This is a genomic window from Agrococcus citreus (assembly GCF_039527715.1).
GTDB classification, from domain to species: Bacteria; Actinomycetota; Actinomycetes; order Actinomycetales; family Microbacteriaceae; genus Agrococcus; species Agrococcus citreus.
Genome location: NZ_BAAAKK010000001.1, coordinates 833,154 through 846,237, shown reverse-complemented (window position 1 = coordinate 846,237; position 13,084 = coordinate 833,154). Strand labels below are relative to the sequence as shown.

At 71.0% G+C, this 13,084-nt stretch carries 10 protein-coding genes, 2 tRNA genes and 1 pseudogene; 7 read left to right on the top strand and 6 right to left on the bottom strand.

Features of this window, described 5'->3' with window-relative positions:
* Window positions 1–183, bottom strand: a pseudogene (locus ABD106_RS04165) (mechanosensitive ion channel family protein); the annotation flags it as partial.
* Window positions 184–197: 14 nt separating this feature from the next.
* A complete protein-coding gene (pepN, locus tag ABD106_RS04160; RefSeq protein WP_343917586.1) occupies window positions 198–2,738 on the bottom strand; it encodes an aminopeptidase N in 2,541 nt (846 codons plus the stop codon).
* Window positions 2,739–2,892: 154 nt separating this feature from the next.
* Between pepN and ABD106_RS04155 the strand changes: the two genes are divergently transcribed.
* From ABD106_RS04155 to ABD106_RS04145, 3 genes are read left to right on the top strand one after another with little or no spacing between them, the layout of a single operon-like run.
* Window positions 2,893–3,537 (top strand): mycothiol-dependent nitroreductase Rv2466c family protein, encoded by a 645-nt coding sequence (locus ABD106_RS04155; RefSeq protein ID WP_343917584.1) that lies wholly within the window; start codon window positions 2,893–2,895, stop codon window positions 3,535–3,537.
* Window positions 3,537–4,022, top strand: a complete 486-nt coding sequence (locus tag ABD106_RS04150) for a ribose-5-phosphate isomerase (RefSeq protein WP_343917582.1) — start codon at window positions 3,537–3,539, stop codon at window positions 4,020–4,022. The genes ABD106_RS04155 and ABD106_RS04150 overlap by 1 nt, the downstream gene beginning before the upstream one ends.
* Window positions 4,023–4,037: 15 nt before the next feature.
* Window positions 4,038–5,033 carry an Fpg/Nei family DNA glycosylase gene (locus ABD106_RS04145; RefSeq protein ID WP_343917580.1) on the top strand — a complete coding sequence of 332 codons (996 nt, stop codon included), beginning with the start codon at window positions 4,038–4,040 and terminating at the stop codon, window positions 5,031–5,033.
* 63 nt (window positions 5,034–5,096) lie between these two features.
* Here the strand turns inward: ABD106_RS04145 and ABD106_RS04140 are convergent, their stop codons facing one another.
* Window positions 5,097–5,747: a hypothetical protein gene (locus ABD106_RS04140; RefSeq protein ID WP_343917578.1), complete on the bottom strand. Its 651-nt coding sequence runs from the start codon at window positions 5,745–5,747 to the stop codon at window positions 5,097–5,099.
* A 98-nt stretch (window positions 5,748–5,845) separates the two neighbouring features.
* Here ABD106_RS04140 and ABD106_RS04135 point away from each other — a divergent pair, with 98 nt between their 5' ends.
* Window positions 5,846–6,349: a hypothetical protein gene (locus ABD106_RS04135; RefSeq protein ID WP_343917576.1), complete on the top strand. Its 504-nt coding sequence runs from the start codon at window positions 5,846–5,848 to the stop codon at window positions 6,347–6,349.
* A gap of 13 nt (window positions 6,350–6,362) precedes the next feature.
* On the opposite strand, the gene ABD106_RS04130 is transcribed toward ABD106_RS04135, so the two are convergent.
* Window positions 6,363–6,436, bottom strand: a tRNA-Gly gene (locus ABD106_RS04130).
* Between the two features lie 92 nt (window positions 6,437–6,528).
* Between ABD106_RS04130 and ABD106_RS04125 the strand changes: the two genes are divergently transcribed.
* Entirely contained in the window at window positions 6,529–7,941 is a 1,413-nt protein-coding gene (locus ABD106_RS04125; protein WP_343917574.1) for a GH1 family beta-glucosidase, read from the top strand.
* Window positions 7,942–8,113: 172 nt separating this feature from the next.
* Here the strand turns inward: ABD106_RS04125 and ABD106_RS04120 are convergent, their stop codons facing one another.
* Entirely contained in the window at window positions 8,114–8,809 is a 696-nt protein-coding gene (locus ABD106_RS04120) for a fasciclin domain-containing protein (protein WP_343917572.1), read from the bottom strand.
* A 157-nt stretch (window positions 8,810–8,966) separates the two neighbouring features.
* On the opposite strand from ABD106_RS04120, the gene ABD106_RS04115 reads away from it, so the two are divergent.
* Both ABD106_RS04115 and ABD106_RS04110 read left to right on the top strand, forming a co-directional pair.
* On the top strand, window positions 8,967–10,766 hold the full coding sequence (locus ABD106_RS04115) for a redoxin domain-containing protein (protein WP_343917570.1): 1,800 nt from the start codon (window positions 8,967–8,969) through the stop codon (window positions 10,764–10,766).
* Window positions 10,767–10,938: 172 nt separating this feature from the next.
* Window positions 10,939–11,016 (top strand) — tRNA-Pro (locus ABD106_RS04110).
* A gap of 70 nt (window positions 11,017–11,086) precedes the next feature.
* Here the strand turns inward: ABD106_RS04110 and arsA are convergent.
* Window positions 11,087–12,904, bottom strand: a complete 1,818-nt coding sequence (gene arsA / locus ABD106_RS04105) for an arsenical pump-driving ATPase (RefSeq protein ID WP_343917568.1) — start codon at window positions 12,902–12,904, stop codon at window positions 11,087–11,089.
* Window positions 12,905–13,084 lie beyond the last annotated feature (180 nt).

Sequence of the window (13,084 nt, the reverse complement as noted above, 5' to 3'; positions counted from 1 at the left end):
GGCGCGGCGCTTCACACCGCTCACGACGCCGCCGACCACGCGGCCGATGACCGTCCTGACGATCCGGAACGCGATGAATGCGCCGACGATCACCAGCAGGATGCCGATGGGTGCGCCCCATGCCTCCCACCAGGTGGCGACCGCCGCCCAGTCGACGCCGTCCGGCGTGCTCGTCTCGAACATCCCCGCGACTCCGATCAGGCGTCCCGCTCCTGCGCGGCGAGCGCGCGCTCGACGCCGGCGAGGTGCTCGACGAGCATGCGCCGCAGCGCGGGCACGGCCGAGGTGTTCGCCGAGAGCCAGCCGCGCGTCGCCTGCGCGAGCTCCTCGTTCGCGAGCGACGCCGGGTACAGGCCCACGAGCAGCGCCTCGGCCACCTGGTAGGTGCGGGACTCCCACACCTGGCCGATCGCGTCGTGGTAGCGGGGGACGAGTCCCGAGAGCACCGAGGCGTCGTTGACGTGCGCGAGGCCGAGGCCGGTGTAGCGCACGATCATGTTCGACGCTCCCGCCTGGTCGACGACCGAGGCGAACGCGGCCTTCTTCGCCTCCGGTGTGGGGATGGTGGCGCGCGCGCGAGCGGCGAACTGGCGGCCGGTCGCGGTGTCATCGGTCGCGAGCTCCGCGTCGATCTCCGCCGCGCCCGCAGCGCCGTTCAGCACGAGGCCGTCGAGCAGCTGCCAGCGCAGGTCGGCGTCGATCTCGAGGCTCGGGAGCGCGGTCGCGCCGCTCAGCAGGCCGCGGAGCGCCTCGACGTGCTCGGGCGTCGATGCGAGGCCCGCGAATGCGCCCACGAACTGGAACTGCGCATCCGACCCCGCTTCGGCCGCTGCCGCGAGCTGCCACAGGCCGTCGCCGACGCGACGGATCGTCTCGGCGCGGCGCGACGGGTGCACGTACGAGCGCGCCGCGAGGCCGAGCTGCGAGAGCGCGAGCCGGATGGTCGTCGACTCGGTCTCGGCGCCGATGTTGGCGAGCACGAGCTCGACGTAGTCGCTCGCGGGCGTCTCGGCGTCGCGGGTCGCGTCCCAGGCTGCGCCCCAGACGAGGGCCCGCGCGAGCGGGTCCTCGATGTCGCGGAGGCTCTCGAGCGCCGTCTGCATCGAGTCGTCGTCGAGGCGGATCTTCGCGTAGGCGAGGTCGTCGTCGTTCACGAGGATGAGGGCGGGCCGGATGTGGCCGACGAGCGAGGGGACCGCCGTCTCGGCGCCGTCGACGTCGAGCTCGACGCGGTGGGTGCGGCGCAGCTTGCCGTCCTCCTCCTCGTAGAAGCCGATCGCGAGGCGGTGCGGTCGCAGCGTCGGCCACTCCGCCGGCGCCGTCTGCTCGATCACGAACGAGGTGATGATGCCGTCGGCCGTCGTGCCGATCTTGGGGCGGAGCGTGTTGACACCCGCGGTCTCGAGCCACAGGCGGCTCCACTCGCCGAGGTCGCGGCCGCTCGCGGCCTCGAGCTCGGTGAGCAGGTCGGCGAGCTCGGTGTTGCCCCACGCGTGCTTGCGGAAGTACGCGCCGACGCCCTGCATGAAGGCGGGGAGGCCGACCCAGGCGACGAGCTGCTTGAGCACCGAGCCGCCCTTCGCGTACGTGATGCCGTCGAAGTTGACCTGCACGTCCTCGAGATCGCGGATCTCCGCGACGATCGGGTGCGTCGAGGGCAGCTGGTCCTGGCGGTACGCCCAGGTCTTCTCCATCGCCTGGAAGGTCGTCCAGGCGTTCGTCCACTCGGTCGCCTCGGCGGTCGCGAGCGTCGACGCCCACTCGGCGAACGACTCGTTGAGCCACAGGTCGTTCCACCAGCGCATCGTGACGAGGTCGCCGAACCACATGTGGGCGAGCTCGTGCAGCACGGTGACGACCCGGCGCTCGCGGATGGCGTCGGTCACCTGGGCGCGGAACACGTACGACTCGGTGAACGTGACGCAGCCGGCGTTCTCCATCGCGCCCGCGTTGAACTCGGGCACGAAGAGCTGGTCGTACTTCTCGAACGGGTAGGGCACGCCGAACTGCGACTCGAAGAAGGCGAAGCCGCGGCGCGTGATGTCGAAGATGTAGTCGGCGTCCATGTGCTCGGCGAGCGAGGCGCGGCAGAAGATGCCGAGCGGCACGACGCGGCCGTCGCTCGAGGTGAGCTCGGAGCGCGTCACCTCGTAGGGGCCGGCGACGAGCGCGGTGATGTAGCTCGAGATGCGCGGCGTGGGCTCGAAGCTCCAGGTGCCGGTCTCGCCGTCGACGACCGGCTCGGGCGACTGCTGGTTCGAGACGACCTGCCAACGGGCCGGTGCGGTGACGGTGAAGCGGAACGTCGCCTTGAGGTCGGGCTGCTCGAACACCGCGAACACGCGCCGCGAGTCGGGCACCTCGAACTGCGAGTAGAGGTAGACCTCGCCGTCGACGGGGTCGACGAAGCGGTGGAGGCCCTCGCCGGTGTTGACGTAGAGCGCGTCGGAGACGACCGTGAGCTCGTTCTCGGCCGCGAGGTCGTCGAGCTGGATGCGCACGCCGTCGTTGACCTTCGCGACGTCGAGCTCGGTGCCGTTGAGCGCGACCGAGTGGACCGTGCGGGAGATGTGGTCGATGAACGTCGACGCCCCGGCCTCGGCAGTGAAGCGCACGGTCGTCGTCGATCGGAACACCTCGTCCCCGGTCGTCAGGTCGAGGGCGACGTCATAGCTCTCGACCTGGACGAGCGCCGCGCGCTCCTGGGCCTCGACGCGAGTGAGGTTCTCTCCGGGCACGCTGGACTCCTTCGGTGATTCGTGCAGTGCCTCCGTGCGGCGCGATCGTGGCGCTGAGCAGTGGGAGGCACCGGTGCAGTGGAACGCTGTACAAGTGGGTCCAGCGTAGTCCCGGCCGCCCCGTGCCCAGCCGTGCCGTCGATACCATCGAGGCATGAGTGCAACGACGCTGCCTGCAGCCACCGACCCCCAGCCGCGCGTGCGGATGTGGTTCGACCCGACCTGCCCGTGGGCGTGGATGACGTCCCGCTGGCTGGGCGAGGTCGCCGAGACCCGCGGCCTCGAGGTCGACTGGCAGGTGATGAGCCTCGCGATCCTCAACGAGGGGCGCGACCTGCCCGAGTCGTACCGCGCCCGCATGCCGCGCAGCATGCGCCTCACGCGACTCGTGACGGCCGCTCGCGCCGCCGGCGGCGACGACATCGTGAAGCCGCTCTACGACGCGCTCGGCACGCGCATCCACCCCGGCCACCGCAAGGACGACGACGCGATCATCGCCGAGGCGCTCGCCGAGGTCGGTCTCGCCGCGTCGCTCGCCGACGAGACGGATGCGCACGACGAGACCCTGCACTCCACCCACCAGGCGGCGATGGACCTGGTCGGCGACGACGTCGGCACGCCCGTCGTCGCGGTCGGCGACGTCGCGTTCTTCGGCCCGGTCGTGAGCCCCGCACCGACTGGCGAGGAGGCGCTGCGGCTCTTCGACGGCGTCGTGGCCGCCGCATCCGTCGACGGCTTCTTCGAGCTCAAGCGCTCGCGCACCCGCGGTCCGGTCTTCGACGAGCAGACGGAGGCGTGATGCGCGTCCACGTCGCCACAGACCACGCCGGCTTCGAGATGTCGAAGCGGCTCGTCGCGCACCTCGAGGCGCTCGGCCACGAGACGATCGACCACGGCCCGGCGGCGTACGACGCCGAGGACGACTACCCGGCCTTCTGCATCAACGCCGCCCGCGCGGTCGTGCGCGACCAGCGCGCGGGCGTCGAGGCGCTCGGCGTGGTGTTCGGCGGCTCGGGCAACGGCGAGCAGATGGCCGCGAACAAGGTCGAGGGTGCGCGCGCCGCGCTCGCCTGGAGCCTCGCGACCGCGGAGCTCGCGCGCGAGCACAACGACGCCAACGTCGTCGCCGTCGGGGCGCGCCAGCACTCCGAGGAGGAGATGCTCGCGATCATCGACGCGTTCCTCGCGACGCCCTTCACGGGTGCGGAGCGGCACGCGCGCCGCGTCGCGCAGCTCGGCGAGTACGAGACGACGGGCGGCATCGCGGGCCACGAGATCCGCTGATGCCCGCGGTGTCGCATGCCTGAGGGCCACTCCGTCCATCGCATCGCCCGGCAGTTCGCGGCGAACTTCGTCGGCAGCCGGGCCGCGGTGTCGAGCCCGCAGGGCCGCTTCGAGGTGGGCGCGGCAGAGCTCGACGGGCGCACGATGACGTCGTCGGAGGCGATCGGCAAGCACCTGCTGCTCGGCTTCGACGGCACCGCGACGGCTCCCGACCGCGTGCTGCACGTGCACCTCGGCATCTACGGCGCGTGGGACTTCGCCGGTGCGATCTCGGTCGACCCGACGATCCTCGCGAGCGTCGGTCGGATGGGGCAGACCGGCATGCGCGGAGCCGCGGGCATGGACGGCGAGCACGAGGACTCGATCGCGTCGATCGGCGCTCCGCGCCTCGCGCGCCTTCGTGCGGGGGAGCGCGAGACGGCGAGCGAGGTGGCCGACTTCCCGCCGGACCCGGTGGGCCAGGTGCGCGTGCGCATCCTCACTTCCGCCGCCGTCGCCGACCTGCGCGGACCGACCGTGTGCGAGGTGCTCGAGCCGTCGCAGGTGCGCGCGCTCGCGGATCGCCTCGGTCCCGACCCGGAGGCGCCGACCGAGTCGCGCCGTCGCGCGGAGGACCGCTTCGTCGCGCGCGCGTCGCGATCAGGCCAGGCGATCGGGCAGCTGCTGATGGACCAGTCGGTCGTCGCAGGCATCGGCAACGTCTACCGGGCCGAGCTGCTCTTCCGCGCCCGCATGGACCCGCATCGCCCGGGCAGCGCGGTGCCGGAGGACGAGCTGCGCGCCCTGTGGCGCGACTGGGTGAAGCTGCTGCGCGTCGGCGTCGAGACCGGGCAGATGCTCACGATCGACGGGCTCCGCGGCGCTCGGCGTGCCGCGGCGCTCGCGAACCGCGCCGACCGGCACTGGGTCTACAAGCGCGAGGGCCTGCCGTGCCGCCGCTGCGGCACGTCGATCGCGCTCGAGACGATGCAGGCCCGCAAGCTCTACTGGTGCCCCGGCTGCCAGCTCTGACGCCGATCGAGCCGCTCGCGGCCCCCGGGTCGCGCGCGAGTCGAGATCACGCCCCTGCGTCGGTCAGCGCCACCGATACAGCGTCGCCGCGTCGATCCCCGACTCCGACGGGCTGATGACCCACGAGCCGGTCGGGTCGTCCTCGCGCACGGCCACGATGACCTCGGCGACCTCGCGGTCGCCGGGCGCGAAGTCCCAGATGTAGCCGAGGTCGTTCGGCGCTGCCGCCGTCGACGCCGAGTTCTGGTCGGTGAACGGCCCGCCGTCCGGCTGGTAGGCGAAGGTCATGTCGTGCATCGGATGCGTCGTGATGACGCCGACGTTCGCGATCTCCAGCTCGAGCACGACGAACCGCTCGCCCGCGCGCGGCGTCGCGCCCGTCGACGCGGCCAGGCTGTTGGCGGGGTCGATGGAGCGGATCGCGGTGACCTCCCAGGTCGAGCCGCGGTCGGTGTGGATCGTGACCGTGTCGCCGTACGAGAACTCGCCGGGCGCGGTCGTCGGCACCGGGGGATCGGTGGGCCCGTTCGTCGTCGGCGCGGGCGCCACGTCGGTGAAGGCGGGCGAGGGCGTCGTGGGGATGGCCGGGTCGTCGGGCGTCGAGGGCGGCGTCGCGACGCACGCGACGAGCGTGAGCGTGACAGCACCGACGAGCGCCGCGCCGAGGCGGGCGGAGCCCTGCCTGCGCGGACGGGTGATCAGCCTCTCCTGCACACCGGAACGCTACTGCGTGCGACTGTGAGGCGAGCGCGCCGACCGCCCGCCCGTATGCTCGCGAGGGTGCACGACCGATGAGTGCGGAGGACCTTCGAATGCTCGCGATCCACGCGACGGCGCGACGCCGTGCCGCGCTCTCAGCGAGCCTGGTCGCAGCGTCGGCGCTCCTCGGCCTCACCGCGTGCGTCGTGCTCCCTCCGCCCTCCTCGATCGCCGTCGGCGCTCCCATCACCGACGAGGAGCACGGCGAGCGCCTCGAGGAGCACTGGGACGACGTCGATCCCGTGCTCCAGGACGTCGGGCAATCGATCATCATGCGGTTCTCCGACGTGCCCGCGGAGCCGGACGACCCCGCGTGGGAGGAGATGTTCATGGTCGAGCTCGCGGCGGGCGACGCGCTGCTCGACGCGGGCATCGGCTATCTCGACGGCAACGGATCCGACGGCGAGGTCTACGAGGTCTTCTACTACGGCAGCGACCACGAAGCGATGTGGTCGATCATCGAGCCGATGTACGACGAGGCACCGCTCGCGTGGAGCGAGGTGCAGGGCTGGGTGTCGATCGAGGCGGAGGAGCCTGCGCTGCTGCTCACGCGGTGATCGACGGCTGCGGTGGAGCGGGCGACGGGAATCGAACCCGCGTAATCAGTTTGGAAGACTGAGGCTCTACCATTGAGCTACGCCCGCGAACCGCCGTCTGCAGACAGCGGGACTGGACGAATCTACCGCATCCCGGCGGCGCATCCGACAGCCGCATCCGGTCGGGATACGCTCGAGCGGTGCACCGCAGCATCCCCACAGACCTCATCCTCGGCGGCGCGACCGCCGCCTACCAGATCGAGGGCGCCGCGGCCGAGGACGGCCGCCGCCCCAGCATCTGGGACACGTTCGCGCGCGTCCCGGGTGCCGTGATCGACGGCCACACCGGCGACGTCGCATGCGACCACTACCACCGGATGCCCGACGACGTCGCGCTCATGCAGCGGCTCGGTCTGCAGACCTACCGCTTCTCGACGAGCTGGGCGCGCGTGCGACCCGACGGCGGCGAGCCCAACCCGAAGGGCCTCGACTTCTACTCGCGGCTCGTCGACGAGCTGCTGGCCGCCGACATCATGCCGTGGCTCACGCTCTACCACTGGGACCTGCCGCAGGCGCTCGAGGACCTCGGCGGGTGGACGAGCCGCGACACTGCGAGCCGCTTCGTCGAGTACGCCCTCACCGTGCACGAGGCGCTCGGTGACCGCGTCACGAACTGGACGACGATGAACGAGCCCTGGTGCTCGTCGTTCCTCTCGTACACGGCCGGTGCCCACGCGCCCGGCAGGCAGAGCGCTGAGGCGGGCCTGCAGGCGGGGCACCACCTGCTGCTCGCGCACGGCATGGCGGTCACCGCGCTGCGCGAGGCCGGCGCCGAGCGGGTCGGCATCACCCTCAACTTCCAGCCCGCATCGCCGGTCGACCCGACGAGCGCCCGGGACGTCGACGCCGCGCGCCGGCTCGACGACCAGTACAACCGCTTCTTCATCGAGCCGATCGTGCTGGGCGCCTACCCCGAGTCGCTGCTCGCCGACGTCGGCCACCTCGGCCTCGACGCCGTGGTGCAGCCGGGCGATCTCGAGATCATCTCGGCGCCCATCGACGTGCTGGGCGTGAACTACTACCACGACGACATCGTCTCGTTCGAGGTGCCCGCGGTGCCGGTCGTCAACGACGCGCCGACCGACCGGCCCATCGCGAGCCCCTACCCGGCCGCCGAGGGCGTGCACGTGCACCCGCGCGACGTGCCGACGACGAACATGGGCTGGGAGGTCAACCCGGCAGGCCTGACGGCGCTGCTGCAGCGGCTGCACGAGCAGTACACCGGTTCGCGCGGCATCGAGCTGTGGGTGACCGAGAACGGCGCCGCCTACGACGACGAGGTTGAGACGGATGCGGCCACGGGCGAGCCGCGCATCCACGACGCGGAGCGGGTCGAGTTCCTCCGCTCCCACGTCGGCGCCGTGCTCGACGCGATCGACGCCGGCGTGCCCGTCCACGGCTACTTCTACTGGTCGCTCATGGACAACTACGAGTGGGCGTGGGGCTATCACAAGCGCTTCGGCATCGTGCGGGTCGACTACGACACGCAGGAGCGCACCGTGAAGGACTCGGGGCTCGAGCTCTCGCGCATGATCCGCGAGCGCTCGCTCTAGCTAGCCGCCGTGCCGCGCCGCGGTCTCCTGGCCCGCAACGGGACCCCTCCCACCGATCGGGACCGGTGCACCAGGTCCGCTTCGGTGGACGGGGTCCGCAAGGCTCGAGACGGCACAGCGGAGGGGCCGGTCCTCGCGGACCGGCCCCTTCGTGCGTGCGTGTGGTGCTGGATCAGCCCATCGACGGCGGCATGAGCACCGAGTCGATGAGGTAGACGGTCGCGTTGGCGGTCTGCACGCCACCGCAGACGACGGTCGCGGCGTCGCCGTTGACCATCATCATGTCGGCCTCACCGTCGACCATGAGCTCCTCGCCCTGGACGGTCATGTGCGTGCCGGCGATCGCGTCGGGCGCGATCTGGCCGGGGATCACGTGGTAGGTCAGCACCGAGCTGAGCGTCTCGGCGCCCTCCGGCGTCTGGAGCATCTCGACCGTCTCGGCGGGCAGCGCGGCGAAGGCGTCATCGACCGGCGCGAAGACGGTGAACTCGTCGCCGTTGAGCGTGTCGACGAGGTCGACCTCGGGGTTCAGCTGGCCGGAGACCGCCGCGACGAGCTGCGTCAGCATCGGGTTGTTCGAGGCAGCGACCGCGACGGGGTCCTGCGACATGCCGACGATCGAGCCCGCGCCGTCCGGCACCTGCTCGTCGTACATCGCGCATCCGGCGCCGACGAGGTTGTCGTAGGCGGGGTCCATCGCCTCGGCCGACTCCGACTCCATCGGCTCCTCGGAGGTCATCGGCGCCGTCGTCGGCTCCATGGTCTCGTCGGCCGTGGTCGAGCCGCCCATCGAGCAGCCGGCGAGCACGAAGGTCGCAGCACTGGCGAGCACGAGCCCGGCGAGCTTGGGGTTCTTCTTGGTGAGCATCTGGCTCTGCCTTCCCTGGTGGTTGTCCGGCCGTGAGCCGGTGATGCCAGGGGTTCGGAGCTCCTCTCGAAGCGGATTGGAAGCGCTCGCGGACGCGACCGGCTCCATCCGGCAGGGCCTCGGCGCCGAAGAGAGTGCAACCTGCCTAGGAGGCACCATGCTCGCCCTCATCGGATTGCTCGGTGGATTCATCACCGGCATCTCGCCATGCATCATCCCGGTGCTGCCGGTCATCCTGTTCTCCGGCGGTATGCAGTCCGCGCGCGGGTCGAGCGGAGCGGCGGATGCGTCGGCCGACGACGACGCGGACGGCCATGGAGCGGGCGGGCTCGCGACCGCCACGCGGGTTCGGCCGAGGGTGCGCACGGTCTCCCGCTGGCGCCCCTACCTCGTGATCTCGGGCATCGTCGTGAGCTTCACGCTCATGACGCTCGTCGCGAGCCTCATCCTCAGCCTCCTGGGCCTCCCGCAGGACGTGCTGCGCTGGGCTGGCATCATCGTGCTCGCGCTCATCGGCGTCGGCCTCATCGTGCCGCGGTTCCAGCACCTGCTCGAGAAGCCCTTCGAGAAGCTGCCCTTCCTCCAGAAGGCAGGCGAGAAGTCGAGTCGGCTGCAGGGCTTCCCGCTCGGCCTCGCGCTCGGCGCCGTCTACGTGCCGTGCGCAGGACCCGTGCTCGCCGCGATCACGGTCGCGGGCTCCACAGGGCAGATCGGCATCGACACGGTCGTGCTCACCGTCTCGTTCGCGATCGGTGCGGCGCTCCCGCTGCTCTTCTTCGCGCTCGCGGGCCGCGGCCTCGCCGAGCGCATCGCGGCGTTCCGCAAGCGCCAGGGCATCATCCGCATCGTCTCGGGAGCGCTCATGCTGCTGCTCGCGCTCGGCCTCGTCTTCGACGTGCCGGCCCGGCTGCAGCGCCTCGTGCCCGACTACACCTCGGCCATCCAGGAGTACATCGCCGGCAACGACCAGGTGCAGGAGGCCATCTCGATCGGCGGTCTCGAGACCGAGGAGAACCAGGACCTCGACCTATGCGACCCGGGCGCGACCGAGCTGCAGGAGTGCGGCACGGCCCCGAGCATCCGGGGCATCGACTCCTGGTTCAACACCGAGGGCGACCAGCCGATCAACCTCGCCGAGCTGCGCGGCCAAGTGGTGCTCGTCGACTTCTGGGCCTACTCGTGCATCAACTGCCAGCGCTCCACGCCGCACATGAACGCGTGGCACGACGCCTACGCGGATGCGGGCCTGCAGGTGATCGGCGTGCACAGCCCCGAGTACGCCTTCGAGAAGGAGCGCCCCAACGTCGTCGCCGGCGCCGAGGCGCTCGGCATCGAGTACCCGGTCGCGATCGACAACTCGCTGTCCACCTGGACGAACTACCGCAACGCCTACTGGCCCGCGCGCTACCTCATCGACGCCGAGGGCACCGTGCGCAACGTGCACTTCGGCGAGGGGCAGTACCGGGAGGGCGAGCAGATGATCCGCGAGCTGCTCGAGCAGGCGAACCCCGGCGTCGAGCTGCCGCCGGTCACCGAGCTGAGCGACGACACCCCCGAGAACGCCGCGATCACGCCCGAGTCGTACCTCGGCACGACGAAGGTGCAGAACTTCGGCGGCGAGGAGCGCTACTCGGCGCAGACCGAGGCGTTCGCCTACCCGGCCGAGCAGCCGGGCGACACGTTCGCCCTCGACGGCGACTGGCAGCTCGAGACGCAGTTCGCGACGCCGCGGGGCGACGAGGCGCGCATCCGCCTGCAGTACAGCGGCCAGGAGGTGCGGATGGTGCTGGCGGGGGACGGCACGGTCGTCGCCGATGTCGATGGCGAGCGCGTCGAGCTCGCGGTCTCGGGCACGCCGAGGTCGTACGAGCTGCTGCGAGCGGATGCCGGCGGCGAGGGGACCATCGAGGTGACGGTGCCCGCCGGTATCGAGGCGTATTCGTTCACCTTCGGGTGATCGGTCACGGGCTCCTCGCCCGTAGGGTTGACCCCTTTCTCACTCCTGGACCCGGATAACGGGGTTTAGGAGCGAGGAAGGGGTCGATCCCCGTGCCCGGCCGGGGCGTGCGTGGGCGGCCGCGCGCGCTCGCCCCCGGTAGACTCGCCACTCGTGTGGGAGCGATCCCGTACGGGGCGTAGCTCAGCTTGGCTAGAGTGCCCGCTTTGGGGGCGGGAAGTCGCAGGTTCGAATCCTGTCGCCCCGACCACGGCTGGCCCGCTCGACGGTGACTCGTGTCTGCCCATCGCCTCAGCGCCGCGAGAAGGGATGCGAGCTGGTCAGGGCTCGTCGCGCACGCCCTCAGCGAGCGTCAGGAGCCGAGAGGCGCCGATCGGCTCGCGCTCGAGGAGCGGCACGAGCGCCACTCGGCTCGCGGTCTGACGGACTCGGGCGATCTGCTCCGCCTCATGGCTGGCACGCAGCGCGAGGAACGACGATCGGGGATGCGCGGCGGCGATGGAGTTGTTGACGACCCAGGCCCATGGGTGGATGCCTGCGCGCTCGAGGTCGTGCTGGAGGCCTTCGGCCTCGAGCACCGGAGTCGTCTCCGCCAGCGTCACCAGCAGCACTTTGGTGCGTTCAGGGTCCTGGAGCCGCATGAGCGGGGTGACGAAGGTCGCCTTCCCGCCGATCTGCCGAGTGATATCGCGGTGATACGAGCCAGCCGCGTCCAGGAGCAGCAGCGTGTGCCCCGTGGGGGCAGTGTCGATGATGACGAATCGTCGTCGTGACTCGTGGATCGCCCGGGAGAACTCGTGGAACACCGCGACTTCATCGGTGCAGGGCGATCGGAGGTCTTCCTCCAGGGCCGCTCGCTCCTCCTCGTCGAGCCCCTTGCCCTTGGTGGCCATGGCATGCGCGCGGTAGCGCTGCACGGCATCCTCGGGATCGATCCGCGAGACGGTCAGGTGCTCGACGTCGCCGGCAAGCGTCTCGGTCAGGTGCGCAGCGGGGTCAGTGGTGGTCAGGAGGACATCGTGCCCGCGGTGCGCAAGCGCGACGGCAATCGCCGCCGCGATGGTCGTCTTGCCCACGCCGCCCTTGCCCATGCACATCACGAGGCCGGGTCCGTCGCGCTCGATCTGGTCGACGAGCATCACCAGCGGAGCGTCGGAAGGCGTGTCGGTCGGCTGGTCTCCTCGGGAGCCCGCGGCCCGTGCCGCTGGAGCGAACAGTGTGGCGAGCGCCTCCGCGCCGACCATGTTCGCGGGCTGGAGCTGGATGAGATCGCGAGGCAGGCCGGCGATCCGGGGCGGTATCGCAGCGATCGCCGCGTCCTCCCGTGCCCGGACAGCGGTCGCGATCGGCTCGTCTCCGGCGACCTCGGGCAGGATCCCGTTGATCACGACGTAGCCCTCGCTCATCCCGATCGCCGCGAGCTCCGCGAAGGTGCGATCGATCTCGTTCAGGGCGGATGGCTGGGCCCGGCTGACGAGCACCAGTCGCGTGCGAGAGGGGTCGGTGAGTGCGCGAACGGCGTCGGCGTATGCCGTCTTCTGCTTCTCGAGTCCGGAGAGCGGCCCGAGACACGACGCGTCGCCGCCCGTCGTCAGGTACTCGGTCCATGAACCGGGCAGCTGGAGCAGACGGATCGTGTGACCGGTGGGCGCTGTGTCGAAGAGGATGTGGTCGAATCCGCCGTATCCCGCATCATCGGTCAGCAGGCCCGTGAACTCGTCGAAGGACGCGATCTCGGTCGTGCAGGAGCCGGACAGGCTCTCGGTGAGCGCGGCGATCTCGTCGTCAGGCAGCAGCCCGCGGACCGGCGCGATCATGCGTTCGCGGTAGTCGGCCACCGCCTGCTCCGGATCGATCTCGAGCGCCGAGAGCCCCAGCACCGAAGGAACACCCGTGACGACGTTGCCGATGACGATGCCGAACACCTGTCCGATGTTCGATGCCGGGTCGGTGCTGACCAGCAGCACGCGCCTGCCGGACGCGGTCAGCTCCAGCGCGGTCGCGCATGCGACCGACGTCTTGCCGACGCCGCCCTTGCCCGTGAAGAAGACGAAGCGCGGCAGATGCTCGAGGAAACGCATCCGCGCGTGGTCGGGGGTTCCCGTCACCGTCTGCTCCTGCCGCAGTGTCTTCGACATGTGGTGCCGACGGTACGCGCCCGTCGCGATCGAGGTGATGGAGCCGTCGCGGCACCGGAAGGCCAGTCGCTCCGCGCAGGCCCTCCGCGCGCGGCGCAAGGCGCGGGACAGCGTTCGACCGGCGTCGGTCGAGGCGGGTGCAGTGGTCGGCCACCGAGCCTGGAGTCGATCGACGGCGAG

Bases quoted from the DNA above. Each gene is read 5' to 3' on its own strand.
- ABD106_RS04145 (WP_343917580.1), top strand. From the start codon at position 4,038: ATGCCTGAGGGCCACTCCGTCCATCGCATCGCCCGGCAGTTCGCGGCG.
- arsA (WP_343917568.1), bottom strand. From the start codon at position 12,904: ATGTCGAAGACACTGCGGCAGGAGCAGACGGTGACGGGAACCCCCGAC.
- ABD106_RS04155 (WP_343917584.1), top strand. From the start codon at position 2,893: ATGAGTGCAACGACGCTGCCTGCAGCCACCGACCCCCAGCCGCGCGTG.
- ABD106_RS04135 (WP_343917576.1), top strand. From the start codon at position 5,846: ATGCTCGCGATCCACGCGACGGCGCGACGCCGTGCCGCGCTCTCAGCG.
- ABD106_RS04120 (WP_343917572.1), bottom strand. From the start codon at position 8,809: ATGCTCACCAAGAAGAACCCCAAGCTCGCCGGGCTCGTGCTCGCCAGT.
- ABD106_RS04115 (WP_343917570.1), top strand. From the start codon at position 8,967: ATGCTCGCCCTCATCGGATTGCTCGGTGGATTCATCACCGGCATCTCG.
- ABD106_RS04150 (WP_343917582.1), top strand. From the start codon at position 3,537: ATGCGCGTCCACGTCGCCACAGACCACGCCGGCTTCGAGATGTCGAAG.